Source organism: Micromonospora sp. NPDC049051 (assembly GCF_043197575.1).
Lineage (GTDB): Bacteria > Actinomycetota > Actinomycetes > Mycobacteriales > Micromonosporaceae > Micromonospora.
Map to the genome: position 1 here is coordinate 234,398 of NZ_JBICTL010000002.1, position 13,617 is coordinate 248,014.

Sequence of the window (13,617 nt, forward strand, 5' to 3'; positions counted from 1 at the left end):
CTCCCGGCGTCCGCCTGACACGCCGTCGGCACCGACATCGACGGGGTACGCCCCGGCCGGGTGACGCCCGGGGCGGTGCGAGACTGGGCCGTGCTCTCGGACGTGCCCCTCGACCTGCCCGTACGGCCGGTGCTGCCGGAGCTGGTCGCGGCGCTGCGCGGGACCGGCGCCGGGGTGCTGGTCGCCCCGCCGGGGACCGGCAAGACGACCCTCGCCCCACTGGCCGTCGCCGACGAGGTCTCCGGACGCGTGCTGGTCGCCCAGCCACGCCGGGTGGCCGCCCGTGCGGCGGCGCGCCGGATGGCCGCGCTGCTCGGCGAGCCGCTCGGCGAACGGATCGGCTACGCCGTACGCGGCGAGCGCCGTAGCGGGCCCCGGACCCGCGTCGAGGTGGTCACCACCGGGCTCCTGGTACGGCGGCTGCACCGCGATCCCGAGCTGGCCGGCACCGGCGCCGTGCTGCTCGACGAGTGCCACGAGCGGCAGCTCGACGCCGACCTGGCGCTGGCGTTCACCGTGGAGGCCCGGGCCGCGCTGCGTCCCGACCTGTGGCTGCTGGCGATGTCGGCCACCCCGGAGGCGGACCGGTTCGCCGCGCTGCTCGGCGGCGGGGGCGCTCCCGCGCCGATCGTGCGGGCGTCGGCGGCACTGCACCCGGTGACCCGGATCTGGACGCCGCCGTCCCGGCCGGTACCCGCCCCCGGGGCCGGCCCGGTCGACCGGGGCCTGCTCGACCACGTGGCGGCCACGGTGCGCCGGGCGCTGCGCGAGCGCGACGGCGACGTGCTGGTCTTCCTGCCCGGGGCCGGCGAGATCGCCGCCGTCGCCCGCCGGCTGGCCGAGCTGCGCGACACGGTCGCCGTGCTGCCGCTGCACGGCCGGCAGCGCGGCGCCGACCAGGACGCGGCGCTGCGCCCGGCCGACCGGCGACGGGTGGTGCTGGCCACGGCGGTGGCGGAGAGCAGCCTGACGGTGCCGGGCGTCCGCGTGGTGGTGGACGCCGGGCTGTCCCGGGTCGCCCGGATGGACCTGGCCCGCGGCCTGGGCGCGTTGGTCACCGTCACGGTGTCCCGGGCGGCGGCCACGCAGCGGGCCGGCCGCGCCGGCCGGGAGGCGCCCGGACACGTCTACCGCTGCTGGTCGGCGGCCACCCACGAACGGCTGGCCGCGCAACCGGAGCCGGAGATCGCCACCGCCGACCTGACCGGCTTCGCCCTGGAGCTGGCCGCCTGGGGGTCACCGGACGGCACCGGGCTGGCCCTGCCCGACCCGCCCCCGGCGGCGTCGATGGCCGTCGCCCGCGACACCCTCACCACCCTCGGCGCGCTCGACACCGACGGCCGGATCACCGACCGGGGGCGGGCGATCGCCGCCGTCGGGGCACACCCCCGGCTGGCCCGGGCACTGCTCGACGGGGCCGCACGGGTGGGCGCGGACCGGGCGGCGGAGGTCGTGGCGCTGCTCGCCGAGGACACCGTCGCCGGGCCGGGCGACGACCTGACCGCCGCCTGGCGCCGGCTACGCGCGGGCGCGGACCCGGGTGCCACCGCCCGCTGGCGTGCGGAGGTACGCCGGCTGCGCGCCGCCCTGCCCGACGTGCCGACGGGAGGGCCTGACCGCGCCCGCCCGCCCCTCACGTCCGACGCGACGCAGGGCACCGGCCCGGCGGCACGGCCTGACCAGGGCCGCCCGCCCCTCGGTTCCGACGCGGCGGCGGGAGGCACCGGCCGGGCGCGGTCGGCCGGCGACCCCGCGCGGGCCGGCGACGCGGGCCGGGGCCGGTTGACCGACGACCTGGCCGCCGGGCTGCTGGTCGGGCTGGCCCACCCCGAGCGGCTGGCCCGGGTGCGGCGGGCGGGCGGCTCGGCGTACCTGATGAGTGGCGGGACCGCGGCGGAGCTGACGCCCGGGTCGGGGCTGGCCGGAACCGACTGGCTGGCGGTCGCGGTGGCGGACCGCTCCCCCGGCGCGCCGACCGCCCGGGTGCGGCTGGCCACCCCGCTCGACGAGGCGACCGCCCGGGAGGCGGGCGGGCCGCTGCTGCGTACCGGGCAGGAGGTCGGCTGGGCCGGCGAGGACGTGGTGGCCAGGGAGGTGGTGCGGCTGGGCGCGATCGAACTCGTCGAGCGGCCGTTGGTCCGGCCCGACCCGGAGTTGGTGGCGCAGGCCCTGCTGACCGGCCTGCGGCGTACCGGCCTCGGGTTGCTGCCCTGGACCCCGGCGGCGCGGGCCCTGCGCGAACGGCTGGCGTTCTGCCGGCACGCGCTCGGCGGCGACTGGCCCGACGTGGGCGACGAGGCGCTGCTCGCCGACGCGCCCGGCTGGCTGGGCCCGGAGCTGGCCCGCGCGCGCCGCCGCGCCGACCTGGCCAGGGTCGACGTGGCCGGGGCGCTGCGCCGGCTGCTGCCGTGGGCGCTGGCGGCCCGGCTGGACGAGGTGGCGCCGGAGCGGATCACGGTGCCGAGCGGGTCCCGGATCCGGCTCGACTACGCCGACCCGGCGGCGCCGGTGCTCGCGGTCAAGCTCCAGGAGACCTTCGGCTGGCGGGACGCGCCGCGCATCGCCGACGGCCGGGTGCCGGTGCTGCTGCACCTGCTCTCGCCGGCCGGGCGGCCGGTGGCCGTCACCGCCGACCTGGCGTCGTTCTGGCGGACCGGCTATCCGCAGGTACGGGGGGAGCTGCGCGGTCGCTACCCGCGCCACCCCTGGCCGGAGGACCCGACCACCGCCCCGCCGACCCGGCACGCCACGCCACGCCGCCGCTGAGCGGGCCCGCTGCGTCGCTCCCGACGGCGACCGACGGCCGCCCCTGGGACGCCCCGCTCACTCCTCCAGGACGTCGGCGACGACCACCGTGACGTTGTCCGGCCCGCCGGCGCGCAGCGCCAGGTCGATCAGCCGGCGGGCGCAGTCGGCGCGGTCGGGGTGCTCGGCGAGCACCTCGGCGAGGGTGTCCGGGCGGACCACGTTGGACAGCCCGTCGCTGCACAGCAGCCAGCGGTCGCCGGGCCACGGCACCATCGTCGCGTATGCCGGGGAGACCTCCTCGCCCTGCAACGCCTGGGTCACCACCGCCCGGCGGGGGTGGCTGCTGGCCTGGTCGGGGGTGATCACCCCCTGGTCGACGAGCAGCTGCACGAACGTGTCGTCGCGGGTGATCTGCTTGAGCACGCCTTCGCGGAACAGGTAGGCGCGGGAATCGCCGACGTGGGCGAGGGCCAGGCAGCTGCCCGTACGGGCGAAGAGCAGGGCGGTCAGGGTGGTGCCCATGCCCTGCCGCTCCGGATCCTCGGTGACCGCCTGGCGGATCCGCGCGGTGGCCAGCTCGATGCCGCTCTGCAGTGCGGCCACCAGCGCGTGCTCCGGTGTCTCCACGTCCAGCGGAGCGACCGCCTCGATGGCGATCGCGCTGGCCAGGTCGCCGGCCGCCATCCCGCCCATGCCGTCGGCGACGGCGACGAGCCAGGTGCCGGCGTGCACGGCGTCCTGGTTGCCACTGCGGATCAGCCCACGGTCGCTCGTTCCCACGGAACGCAGCTTCAGGGTCATGGGTGGCAGCCTGCCAGGCGAAGGGCTCGGTTGTCTCTAGTTGATCGACACCTCGGCGAGTCGCGCGGTGAATCTCACTGTCCCCCGGGTCCGTACGGCGGCGCGAAACCATCCAGCCGGATCGATTGACACGGTGCCGGGGGCACTGGAACCATCGACACGGTCTGGGAGCGCTCCCAGATGTGTCGACCTTCCCGTCCCCCGCACGTCGTCCGGAAGGAACACCCGTGACGCCATCCCGCCGTCGCCTCGCGCTGCTCGCGACCGCGACCACCCTCGCCCTGACCGCCACCGCCGCCGGCGCGGCCCACGCCGAACCGCCCCCCGACGCCCCGGAACAGATCGACAACGGCGACTTCAGCGCCGGCGTGTCCCCCTGGTTCTCCTACGGCACCGGCCCGCTCGGGGTCACCGACGGCCGGCTCTGCACCACCGTGCCCGGCGGCCTGGCCAACCCGTGGGACGCCGGCATCGGCCAGGACGGCGTGCCGCTGGTCGCCGGGGCCGAGTACACCCTCGGCTTCGACGTCTCCGCCACCCCCGGCACCGCCGTCAAGGCCGTCCTGCAACTCGGCACCGCCCCCTACACCACGTACGCCAGCGTCGACGCCAGCGCCGGCGGCACCGCCCAGCGCTTCGAGAAGACGTTCACGGTCGCCGAGGGCAACCCGGCCGCCCAACTGATCTTCCAGGTGGGCGGCAGCGCGGCCGAGCAGACCGTCTGCCTCGACGACGTCTCGCTGCGCGGCGGCGACCCGCCCGAGCCGTACGTGCCCGACACCGGGCCACGGGTGCGGGTCAACCAGGTCGGCTACCTGCCCGGCGGGCCGAAGAACGCCACCGTGGTGACGACGGCGACCGAGGCCCTGCCCTGGCAGCTCAAGTCGGCCGCCGGCGCGGTCCTGGCCAGCGGCACCACCACCCCGCGCGGCGTCGACGCCGCCTCCGGGCAGAACGTGCAGACCCTCGACTTCTCGACGTACCGGACGCCGGGAGCGGGGCTCACCCTGACCGTCGACGGGGAGACCAGCCACCCGTTCGACATCTCGGGCACCCTCTACGACCGGCTGCGCGCCGACGCCCTCCAGTTCTTCTACGCCCAGCGCAGCGGCATCGCCATCGACGGCGACCTGATCGGCGCGGAGTACGCCCGCCCGGCCGGGCACCTCGACGTGGCGCCCAACCAGGGCGACACCTCCGTGCCCTGCCAGCCGGGGGTCTGCGACTACTCCCTCGACGTGCGCGGCGGCTGGTACGACGCCGGCGACCACGGCAAGTACGTCGTCAACGGCGGCATCGCCACCTACCAGCTGCTGAACACCTTCGAGCGCACCAGGACCGCCGCCACGGCCGGGCACGGCGCGGCCCTCGGCGACAGCACGCTGCGGGTGCCCGAGCGCGGCAACGGCGTGCCGGACGTCCTCGACGAGGCCCGCTGGGAGCTGGAGTTCCTGCTGCGCATGCAGGTGCCGGCCGGCAAGCCGCTCGCCGGGATGGCCCACCACAAGATCCACGACCGGAACTGGACCGGGCTGCCGCTCGCCCCGCACGACGACCCCGAGCTGCGCGAGCTGCACCCGCCGTCCACCGCCGCCACGCTCAACCTGGCCGCCGTCGCCGCCCAGTGCGCGCGGCTGTTCGCCCCCTACGACGCGGCCTTCGCGAAGCGCTGCGGCACGGCGGCGAAGACAGCCTACGCCGCCGCGAAGGCCAACCCGACGCGGTACGCCAGCCCCGCCGACAGCACCGGCGGCGGCGCGTACGACGACACGAACGTCACCGACGAGTTCTACTGGGCCGCCGCCGAGCTCTACCTGAGCACCGGGGAGCAGCCGTACCTGGCGGACCTGACCGCCTCGCCGCACCACACCGGCAACGTGTTCGACCCGCGCGGCTTCGGCTGGCAGGGCGTCGCCGCCCTGGGCCGGCTCGACCTGGCCACCGTGCCGAACGGGCTGCCGGCCGCCGACCTGGCCCGCGTCCGCGCCTCGGTCACCGCCGCCGCCGACGCCCACCTCGCCGAGGCGGCCCGGCAGGCGTACGGGCTGCCGATGCCCGGCGACCCGGACAGCTACTTCTGGGGCGGCAACAGCAACATCATCAACAACGCGGTCGTACTGGCCACCGCCTTCGACCTGACCCGGGACGCGAAGTACCGCGACGGCGCGGTGCGGGCGATGGACTACATCCTCGGGCGCAACGCGCTGAACATCTCGTACGTGACCGGGTGGGGCGAGCACGCCGCCGAGAACCAGCACAGCCGGATCTTCGGCCACCAGCTCGACCCGGACCTGCCGAAGCCGCCCGCCGGCTCGCTGGCCGGCGGCCCGAACGCCGCCCTCCAGGACCCGTTCGCCGCCAAGCTGCTCGCCGGCTGCAAGCCGATGTTCTGCTACGTCGACGACATCAACTCGTACGCGACCAACGAGGTGGCCATCAACTGGAACTCGGCGCTGGCCTGGCTCGCCTCGTTCCTGGCCGACCAGGGTGACTCGGCGGCCGTACCGGCGCCGACCTGCGCGGCCACGTACACCAACTACGGCGCCTGGCAGGGCGGCGCCGGGTTCACCGCCCAGGTGACCATCCGCAACACCGGCGCCAGCGCCGTCGACGGCTGGACGGCCCGCTTCGCCTTCACCGGTGACCAGAAGGTACGCGAGGCGTGGCTGGCCAAGGTGACCCAGGCGGGGGCCACGGTCACCGCGAAGAACGAGTCGTACAACGCCCGGATCGCCCCCGGCGGCACGGTCACGTTCGGCCTCAACGCGCTGACCGGTGGCGGCGCCAACCCGGCACCCGGTCTGATCACCGTCAACGGCGCGGCCTGCACGCTCTCCTGACCGCGACAGCCGCGATACGCCGGGACGTGGTGGCCTCCGCACCAGGGAGGCCACCACGCCGGACGGCGGGGCGCGCGCTGCTGATCGCATCGCGCTCGCCGGGAGCCGGGCGCTGGCCTGAGCACGCCTGGACCGGCTGGCTGCCTGGCGGAGCCCGCCTACCATCACCACCATGGATGCGACGGGGTGGATCCCGGTCGGGATCGTGGTGGCGGCCGTCGCCGTCACCCTGGTCGTGCTGCCGCTGCGGAGGCGGCGGACGTCGCCGCCCGACGGGCGGGACGCGGCGTTGAGGGCGGCGCGCAAGGCCATCCGGGAGTCCCGCCGGGACGGCCGGCGCCGTGGGCGGGGCAGCATCCGCGGCGAGGGGTACGGCGGGGATGCCAGCACGATGGGCACCGCGAGCTCCGGCGACTCGGGCGGGGGGCCGTGACGTCCTGGCGCGGCTGGCGCCCGGAGCGGTGAGTCGTCCACGACATCAGCTCGACAGCACGAGCACGGAGGAGCGCCCTCTGGCTGGGCGGCGTCGAGGGGCCGACGTCCGGTCCGGCCTGCTCGCGCAGGCGTGCGTCGCTGTAGCAGCATGTCCGTCATGACCGACCAGCGAAGCCCGGGTCTGCGTCCCGGGGACCCCACCGACGCGCCCGCCGTGCTGCGGCTGCTCGACGACGCCACCGCCTGGCTGGTGGCGCGGGGGCGCACCGGCCAGTGGGGCACCGGACCGGCCTCGACCGACCCGCGACGGATCGCGCAGGCGGAGGCCTGGGCGACCGGCGGCGGGCTGTGGTTGGCGACGCTCGCCGAGCGTCCCGTCGGCGCGCTGGTGGTGGGGGCGGCCACCGAGTACGTGCCGCCCGCCACCGAACCCGAGCTGTACGTGAACCTGCTGGTCACCGACCGGGCGCACGCCGGCGCGGGCATCGGTGGCCGGCTGCTGGCACACGCGGCGGAGCTGGCCCGGGAGCGCGGGCTCGGTCTGCTGCGGGTGGACTGCTACGCGGGCGGCGACGGCGCGCTGGTCCGGTGGTACGAGCGGCAGGGCTTCACGGCCACCGACCCGTTCACGGTCGAACGCCCGGGGCGCGACCCGTGGCCCGGGCAGGTGCTCGTGCGCCGCCTGCCCTGAGCCGGGTCGCTCCGATCCAGGCCGGGACCGCTCAGCCGGCGCTGCGCAGCTTCGGCAGCACCTCGGCGCCGAACGTGTCGATGAAGTCCCGCTGCTCCTGCCCGACGTGGTGCAGGGCGATCTGGTCGAAGCCCAGCTCCAGGTACTCCTCCAGCCAGCCGACGTGCCGGCCGAGATCGGCGGAGACGTTGACGACCTCGTGGACCTTCTCCATCGGCACGTCCTGCGAGACGACGTCGAAGTGCTCCGGGGTCTCCAGGTCCCAGCAGACCGGCGGGGCGAAGACGTTGCTGCGCCACTGTTCGTACGCGAGCCGCTCGGCCTCGGCCTGCTCCGGCGCCCAGCTCACGTGCACCTGGAGGTGCAGCGGCCCGCGCCCGCCGGCGTCCCGGTACGCGTCGATCATCTGCCGCAGGTGCGCGGTCGGGGCGTTCACGGTGATCAGGCCGTCCGCCCACTCGGCGCACCAGCGGGCGGTCGCCACGCTGACCGCCGCCCCGATCAGCGCCGGCGGCTGCTCCGGCCGGGTCCACAGCTTCGCCCGGTCCACCCGCACCAGGCCGTCGTGGCTGACCTCCTCGCCGGCCAGCAGCGCGCGGATGACGTCCACGCACTCGCGCAGCCGGGCGGCGCGGACGTCCTTGCGCGGCCAGGCGTCGCCGGTGATGTGCTCGTTGCTCGCCTCGCCGGTGCCCAGCGCGGCCCAGAACCGGCCGGGGTACATCGCCCCCAGGGTGCCGATCGCCTGGGCGATGATCGCCGGGTGGTAGCGCTGCCCGGGGGCGTTGACCACCCCGAACGGCAGGTTGGTCGCCTGGAGCGCGGCCCCCAGCCAGGACCAGGCGAAACCGGACTGGCCCTGCCGCTCGCTCCAGGGCGCGAAGTGGTCCGAGGACATGGCGGCGTCGAAGCCGGCCCGCTCGGCGTGGATCACCGCCTCCAGCAGGGCGCGGGGATGGATCTGCTCGTGGGACGCGTGGAAGCCGAACACCGTCATGGCGTCACTCCGTACCCAGCGCGGGCTCCGGCTACGCCGACGGCCCGGACGCGGGGCTACTCGGCGTGCGCCCCGGCCCCGGCCGACGCGGCCCCGTCGCCCACCCAGACGGTCTTGGTGTTGCAGAACTCCCGCATGCCGAGCGCGGACAGTTCGCGGCCGTAGCCGGAGTTCTTCACCCCGCCGAAGGGCAGTTCGGGGTACGACGTGGTCATCCCGTTGACGAAGACGTTCCCGGCGTCCAGGTCGGTGGCGAAGCGCTCCTGCTCCTGGGGGTCACGGGTCCAGGCGTTGGAGCCCAGGCCGAAGGAGGTGCCGTTGGCCACCTCGATCGCCTCCTCGTACGACGACACCCGGTAGAGGCCCGCGACGGGCCCGAAGACCTCCTCGGACCACATCCGCATCTCCGGCCTCAGATCGGTCACCACGGTCGGTGGGTAGAACCAGCCGGGGCCACCGGGCGACTCGCCGCCGCAGAGCACGGTGGCGCCCCGGTCGACGGCATCGCGTACCTGGGCGTGGATCTCGTCGCGCCCGCCCTCGCTGGCCAGCGGGCCGACGTCGGTGTCGGGGTCCATCGGGTCGCCGACCCGCAGGGCCGACATCCGCGCGGCGAACTTCTCGGCGAAGGCGTCGAAGGCGTCGGCGTGCACGATGAACCGCTTGGCGGCGATGCAGGACTGGCCGTTGTTCTGGCAGCGGGCCGTGGTGGCGACCTCGGCGGCCCGGTCCAGGTCCGCCGACGGCATCACCACGAACGGGTCGCTGCCGCCGAGTTCCAGCACGGTCTTCTTCAGCTCCCGGCCGGCGATCTGGGCGATCGAGCGGCCGGCGCGCTCGCTGCCGGTCAGCGTCGCCGCGCGTACCCGGGGGTCGCTGAGCACCCGGTCGACCTCGGCGGAGCCGACGAGCAGGGTGGTGAACGCCCCCTCCGGGAAACCGGCGCGCCGGAACAGGTCCTCCAGCAGCAGCGCGGTCTGCGGCACGTTGGAGGCGTGCTTGAGCAGTCCGGTGTTGCCGGCCATCAGGGCCGGCGCGGCGAAGCGCAGCACCTGCCACAGGGGGAAGTTCCACGGCATCACGGCGAGCACGGGCCCGATCGGCTGGTAGCGGATGAAGGCCCGGGTGGCGTTGACCGCCTGCGCGTCGGCGGGCTCGTCGGCGAGGAAGTCGGCCGCCTTCGCCGCGTAGAAGCGGCAGGCGGCGGCGCACTTGGTGACCTCCGCTCTGGCCGAGGCGTACGTCTTGCCCATCTCGGTGGTCATCAGCCGGGCGGTGTCGTCGCGCTCGGCCTCCAGCAGGTCCGCCACCGCGTTCAGCCAGCGTCCGCGCTGCTCGACGGTGGTGCCGCGCAGCTGGCGGTACGCCAGGTCGGCCCGCTCGATCGCGGCGTCGATCTGCTCCGGCGACATCGGATCGTAGGTCTTGAGCGTCTGTCCCGTGGCGGGATTGGTGGTCGCGATGGGCATCTCGTACTCCTGTCACTCGAAGAGTGAGTGGCGGGCTCCCGGCTCCTCCCGGCGGCGGGCGGCGCGGCGGCGCTGGATGATGATCAGGTCGACCACGGCGATCACCGCGAAGACCACGCAGAGGACACCCAGCCACACCAGGTCGGCGTTGAACGCCAGCACGGCGAAGACGGTCATGGTCACCAGGCCGAACCCGGCGAGCAGGAGCCGCAGGTTGAGCGCGCTGTACGCGTGGCCGACCGTGCCACGGGCACGCCGGGGCTGCGATCTCGTCATTGCACCGACCTACCCCCGATCGTCCCGCTTAACCCGCCCCGGTCCGGGGCGCGCGGGCCGCTGGCCCGCTAGCACGCCGACTCGCGTCGCAGAAGCGCTCTGCCGCATTGCCGACAGCGGCGCGCAGCCCAGCCGCGACCGCGCCTAGAGTTACCGCGCTGTCGCTCTCCGCTGCGGGACTGGGGATGATATGCCTCGACGCTGGGTCACCGTGGCCGCCTGCCTGCTGGCGCTGGTCGCACTCGCCTGCGAGGGCAGCGGGGAGACCGGTTCCCGCCCGCCCCGGGAGACGCCGTCGCCCGGCGCGCCCGGCGGCATCGCGGCTCTCGGCGACTCGATCAGCACCGGCTTCGGCTCCTGCCTGGCGCTCGTCTCGTGCGAGCGCAACTCGTGGTCCACCGGCGACGGGCTGCGCGTCGACAGCTTCTACCGGCGGCTGCTGGATCGGAAGCCGGCGATCCGGGGCCGGGCGTACAACCACGCCAGCCCCGGGGCCCGCGCGGCGGCGCTGGAGGGGCAGGCCCAGCGGGCGGTACGCGACCGCGTCGACCACGTCACCGTGCTGATCGGCGCCAACGACGTGTGCCGGGGCGGCATCGAGGCGATGACCCCGGTCAAGCAGTTCCGCGCCGAGGTGGACCGCGGACTGCGGGTGCTGCGGCAGGGCCGGCCGAAGGCCCGGGTGCTGGTGGTGAGCGTGCCGAACCTGCACCGGCTCTGGGAGGTCGGGCACACCGACGCGCGGGCCGTACGGGCCTGGCGGCGCGGTGTCTGCCCGGCGCTGCTGGCCAACCCCACCTCGACGGATCCGCTGGACCGGGCCCGCCGGGCGGCCGTACGGGAGCGGATCGCCGACTACAACGCCCAACTCGCCGCCGCGTGCAGGGCGTACGGCTCACGCTGCCGGTACGACGGCGGGGCGGTGCACCGGGTGCGGTTCGACCTGGAGCTGGTCAACCCGCTGGACTGGTTCCATCCCAACGCCGCGGGGCAGGACCGCCTGGCCGAGGTGGCGTGGCGCGCCTCGGGCCTCGGTTCCTGACCGCGGCCGGCCGCACCGGCCCTTGACGGACCGGGCGGCGGGGTCGGCGTCCGGTGGCGCGGGTCAGGGCCGGCGGGGTGCGGGGAGGGCGGGCCCGGCCTGCTGGCGGTAGAGGGCGCGGGAACGCACGGCGAGGTCCTTGGTGGCCGACGAGTTGGCCCAGGTGCCGAGGACGATCGCCGCGCCGGGCACCACCTTGGCGAAGATCCGCTTGGCCGCGCGCACCCCGGCCATCTGGGCCAGTCGTACGCCGAGGCGCAGCATCACCCTGCCCAGCGGGTTCTGCCCGCCGCTGCCGAAGAGGGCCCCGGCGCGCTCCCGGCCGGCGGCCACCCCGAGCGCGAGCCGCGCGCTCTCGGCGACCTTGTGCACCTTCTGCAACACCAGCAGGTCGGTGGCCCGGTCGCCGTGCAGCGGGTCGACGCCGTACGCGGCGGCGATGTGCAGCACCATCCGGGCCTGGGTCCAGGCCAGCACGCCGACGTCGATCACGGCTCCGGGCAGCCCGGCGGCGCCCGAGACCGCCCCGGAGAGCCGGGCGTGGTTGACGAACTTGCGTACGGCCTGCTCCGCCAGTGCGTCGGCGGAGGCCCCGGGCTGCTCGGCCCGGACCCGCGCCGCCCACTGCGCCGCCTCCGGCCCCAGCCGGCGTACGGCCTCCAGGGCGAGGTGCTCCGGGGCGTACTGCGGGTCCTCCCGCATCCGGTCCCAGAGCTTCAGCGGCGGCGCCTCGGGGGCGTCCTGCGTGGGTGCCGGAACCACGGCCGGCGGCTGCGGTCCTCCGGCGACGGACTGGTCGTCGGCGGGCGCGGGGTCGGTCACTGGGTCTCCTGGGGGTCGGAGAGGATCGTCGGTGACGGGTCAGCGGCGGTTCTGGAGCTTGGCGGCGAGGCCGCGCAGCTTCTGCTGGGTGCCGGGCTTGGCCAGCTCGCGCCGGCCGCGGTCGATCAGCTGCTGACCCTTGGGCGAACGCAGGAAGGTGCTGATCCGCTGCATCAGAGACATGTCGTCCTCCAGTCGGTGTGCCTGTTCCATGTGTACCTGGAAGTGACAACACCTGTACCCCTGTTGCCCGGACCGCAACCGTCCATTGTGGCCGGAGGCAGCCTACTGCCCGGCCTCCGGGACCCCACGACGACCCGAGTCGTGGTCCCACCCGCGCAGGCGTGCTCGCTGCCTCGGGAGGCCGAGGGCCCCTCGCTGATTGCCATCTTCCGTGGTCCGACGGTGGGCTTGCGGGCATACGCCCGATTACCGGTCATGTGCCGACCCGCGGCGGGGTGCGGCGAGGAATGCACGAGGATGGCGGGTACGTTCCTCGAACCGGGTGCCGCTTCCGCGCGGCGACCCGTACGCACGACCAGGGAGGTCCGCACCGGTGCTCGACCCACACGAGCTCTACGAGCTCACCGACGATCTGCCCGACCTCGGTCAGCCGGTCCTGATCCAGACCCTCACCGGCTTCGTCGACGCCGGAAGCGCCACCCGTCTGGCCAGGGAGCAGCTGCTCACCTCCCTCGACGCCCGCCCGATCGCCCGGTTCGACGTCGACCAGCTGTTCGACTACCGCTCCCGCCGCCCGGTGATGACCTTCGTCGAGGACCACTGGGAGTCGTACGACGCCCCGGCGCTGGAGCTGCACCTGCTCCGCGACGACGACGAGACGCCCTTCCTGCTGCTCACCGGCCCGGAGCCGGACCTGCAGTGGGAGCGCTTCGTGGCCGCGGTCGCCGGGATCTCGACGCGGCTGGACGTCCGGCTCACCGTCGGGCTCAACTCGATCCCGATGGCCGTGCCGCACACCCGGCCCGCCGGGGTGACCGCGCACGCCACCCGCCGCGACCTGATCGCCGGCTACGAGCCGTGGTTGCAGCGGGTGCAGGTGCCGGGCAGCGTCGGGCACCTGCTGGAGTACCGCCTCGGCGAGCTGGGCCGCGACGCCCTCGGCTTCGCCGCCCACGTGCCGCACTACGTGGCGCAGACGGAGTATCCGGCCGCCGCCGAGGTGCTGCTCGCCTCCGTGTCGCGCAGCACCGGGCTGCTGCTGCCCCGCGACGGCCTGCGCTCGGCGGCCGAGGTGGTCCGGGTGGAGATCGACCGGCAGGTCGCCCAGACCGACGACGCGGCCCAGCTGGTGCAGGCCCTGGAGGAGCAGTACGACGCGTTCGCGCGCGGCCGGGGCGAGAAGAACCTGCTCGCCGCCGAGGCCGGGCCGCTGCCCACCGCCGACGAACTGGGCGCCGAGCTGGAGCGGTTCCTGGCCGAGCAGACCCGCCCGGGCGACACCCCGGGCAGCTGACCCGGCGACGCGTGGGGGG

At 75.3% G+C, this 13,617-nt stretch carries 12 protein-coding genes; 6 read left to right on the forward strand and 6 right to left on the reverse strand.

The window, feature by feature from the left end:
- Positions 1-90: 90 nt before the first annotated feature.
- Positions 91-2,766, forward strand: a complete 2,676-nt coding sequence (locus tag ACGFIR_RS08405) for an ATP-dependent RNA helicase (protein WP_393144696.1) — start codon at positions 91-93, stop codon at positions 2,764-2,766.
- Between the two features lie 57 nt (positions 2,767-2,823).
- Here the strand turns inward: ACGFIR_RS08405 and ACGFIR_RS08410 are convergent, their stop codons facing one another.
- Positions 2,824-3,549: a PP2C family protein-serine/threonine phosphatase gene (locus tag ACGFIR_RS08410; protein ID WP_393005986.1), complete on the reverse strand. Its 726-nt coding sequence runs from the start codon at positions 3,547-3,549 to the stop codon at positions 2,824-2,826.
- A gap of 227 nt (positions 3,550-3,776) precedes the next feature.
- Between ACGFIR_RS08410 and ACGFIR_RS08415 the strand changes: the two genes are divergently transcribed.
- From ACGFIR_RS08415 to ACGFIR_RS08425, 3 genes are all read left to right on the forward strand, one after another.
- Positions 3,777-6,389, forward strand: a complete 2,613-nt coding sequence (locus ACGFIR_RS08415; RefSeq protein ID WP_393143927.1) for a glycoside hydrolase family 9 protein — start codon at positions 3,777-3,779, stop codon at positions 6,387-6,389.
- 172 nt (positions 6,390-6,561) lie between these two features.
- Positions 6,562-6,822, forward strand: coding sequence for a hypothetical protein (locus ACGFIR_RS08420; RefSeq protein WP_393143928.1), 261 nt, complete (start codon positions 6,562-6,564; stop codon positions 6,820-6,822).
- 159 nt (positions 6,823-6,981) lie between these two features.
- Positions 6,982-7,515, forward strand: coding sequence for a GNAT family N-acetyltransferase (locus ACGFIR_RS08425; RefSeq protein WP_393143930.1), 534 nt, complete (start codon positions 6,982-6,984; stop codon positions 7,513-7,515).
- Positions 7,516-7,546: 31 nt separating this feature from the next.
- On the opposite strand, the gene ACGFIR_RS08430 is transcribed toward ACGFIR_RS08425, so the two are convergent.
- From ACGFIR_RS08430 to ACGFIR_RS08440, 3 genes are read right to left on the reverse strand one after another with little or no spacing between them, the layout of a single operon-like run.
- On the reverse strand, positions 7,547-8,512 hold the full coding sequence (locus ACGFIR_RS08430; protein WP_393005996.1) for a TIGR03885 family FMN-dependent LLM class oxidoreductase: 966 nt from the start codon (positions 8,510-8,512) through the stop codon (positions 7,547-7,549).
- Positions 8,513-8,568: 56 nt separating this feature from the next.
- Complete coding sequence (locus ACGFIR_RS08435) at positions 8,569-9,981, reverse strand: NADP-dependent succinic semialdehyde dehydrogenase (protein ID WP_393143932.1); 1,413 nt, start codon at positions 9,979-9,981, stop codon at positions 8,569-8,571.
- A gap of 12 nt (positions 9,982-9,993) precedes the next feature.
- Positions 9,994-10,257, reverse strand: a complete 264-nt coding sequence (locus tag ACGFIR_RS08440; protein WP_393006000.1) for a DUF6343 family protein — start codon at positions 10,255-10,257, stop codon at positions 9,994-9,996.
- 190 nt (positions 10,258-10,447) lie between these two features.
- Here ACGFIR_RS08440 and ACGFIR_RS08445 point away from each other — a divergent pair, with 190 nt between their 5' ends.
- The gene (locus ACGFIR_RS08445; RefSeq protein WP_393006002.1) at positions 10,448-11,299 is read left to right on the forward strand and encodes a GDSL-type esterase/lipase family protein; all 852 of its coding nucleotides are present in this window, start codon (positions 10,448-10,450) and stop codon (positions 11,297-11,299) included.
- A gap of 63 nt (positions 11,300-11,362) precedes the next feature.
- Here the strand turns inward: ACGFIR_RS08445 and ACGFIR_RS08450 are convergent, their stop codons facing one another.
- Together ACGFIR_RS08450 and ACGFIR_RS08455 are read right to left on the reverse strand one after the other, a co-directional pair.
- Positions 11,363-12,121 carry an EcsC family protein gene (locus tag ACGFIR_RS08450; protein WP_393006004.1) on the reverse strand — a complete coding sequence of 253 codons (759 nt, stop codon included), beginning with the start codon at positions 12,119-12,121 and terminating at the stop codon, positions 11,363-11,365.
- A 39-nt stretch (positions 12,122-12,160) separates the two neighbouring features.
- On the reverse strand, positions 12,161-12,304 hold the full coding sequence (locus tag ACGFIR_RS08455) for a hypothetical protein (protein ID WP_393006006.1): 144 nt from the start codon (positions 12,302-12,304) through the stop codon (positions 12,161-12,163).
- Positions 12,305-12,677: 373 nt separating this feature from the next.
- Here ACGFIR_RS08455 and ACGFIR_RS08460 point away from each other — a divergent pair, with 373 nt between their 5' ends.
- Positions 12,678-13,598, forward strand: coding sequence for a proteasome assembly chaperone family protein (locus tag ACGFIR_RS08460; RefSeq protein WP_393006008.1), 921 nt, complete (start codon positions 12,678-12,680; stop codon positions 13,596-13,598).
- The last annotated feature ends 19 nt before the right edge of the window (positions 13,599-13,617 follow it).

What these genes read in the sequence shown, in the direction of transcription:
- ACGFIR_RS08410 (WP_393005986.1), bottom strand. Translation starts at nt 3,549, where the DNA reads ATGACCCTGAAGCTGCGTTCCGTGGGAACGAGCGACCGTGGGCTGATC.
- ACGFIR_RS08420 (WP_393143928.1), top strand. Translation starts at nt 6,562, where the DNA reads ATGGATGCGACGGGGTGGATCCCGGTCGGGATCGTGGTGGCGGCCGTC.
- ACGFIR_RS08425 (WP_393143930.1), top strand. Translation starts at nt 6,982, where the DNA reads ATGACCGACCAGCGAAGCCCGGGTCTGCGTCCCGGGGACCCCACCGAC.
- ACGFIR_RS08430 (WP_393005996.1), bottom strand. Translation starts at nt 8,512, where the DNA reads ATGACGGTGTTCGGCTTCCACGCGTCCCACGAGCAGATCCATCCCCGC.
- ACGFIR_RS08435 (WP_393143932.1), bottom strand. Translation starts at nt 9,981, where the DNA reads ATGCCCATCGCGACCACCAATCCCGCCACGGGACAGACGCTCAAGACC.
- ACGFIR_RS08440 (WP_393006000.1), bottom strand. Translation starts at nt 10,257, where the DNA reads ATGACGAGATCGCAGCCCCGGCGTGCCCGTGGCACGGTCGGCCACGCG.
- ACGFIR_RS08445 (WP_393006002.1), top strand. Translation starts at nt 10,448, where the DNA reads ATGCCTCGACGCTGGGTCACCGTGGCCGCCTGCCTGCTGGCGCTGGTC.
- ACGFIR_RS08455 (WP_393006006.1), bottom strand. Translation starts at nt 12,304, where the DNA reads ATGTCTCTGATGCAGCGGATCAGCACCTTCCTGCGTTCGCCCAAGGGT.